Source organism: Acidovorax sp. ST3, assembly GCF_003231145.1.
GTDB lineage: Bacteria > Pseudomonadota > Gammaproteobacteria > Burkholderiales > Burkholderiaceae_C > Acidovorax.
The window spans coordinates 1-514 of sequence record NZ_QKVP01000143.1 but is presented as its reverse complement, the minus strand read 5'-3'; the positions used below and the strand labels follow the sequence as shown (position 1 = coordinate 514).

Annotated in this window: 1 pseudogene; it reads left to right on the top strand. The window is 67.9% G+C overall.

The annotated features are described in order from the left end of the window. Positions 1-369, top strand: a pseudogene (locus tag DNK89_RS24890) (hypothetical protein); the annotation flags it as partial. Between the last annotated feature and the right edge of the window lie 145 nt (positions 370-514).

The window sequence follows — 514 nt, the reverse complement described above, 5'->3', positions numbered from 1 at the left end:
GGCCCGGCCGCGCCGCTGTTCAACGCGCCGCCGCGCTTCACGGTGGACGCGGCCAGCGGCCAAACGCACAACCTGCACAACCTGCTGAACCACTGGGAGTTCCTGGGCTACGGCATGCTGGCGGTGCTGCTGGCGGCGATCGTGTCGTATCCGTTCGCCATGAACTTCGCGCGCCGCGCCGCGCTGTTCGTCCGCACCGCGAGCGCCCCGTCCGAAGCCGTTTCCGTGCAGTCAGATGGCGAGGAGCCCGCGTCGGAGCTGCCAGCCGATGGGCCGACATCCGGTGACGTTCGCTCCGCAGCTTCGCCTTCGAATGAGCCGGAGGACACGCTGTTCGTGCCCCGCGCCCGCGCGGGCCGACTGCAATGATTTGCGCGCTATCCCCATCATCCGTCCCGAGCAGGAAAGTGGCTGGGGAGGGAGAAAACGACAGGGACAGACGAGGGCAAGATACAAGGCCCACCCCGTTTCGCCGAAAAGCCGAGGCTTTTCCGTGGCTTCACGCGGGGGCGTC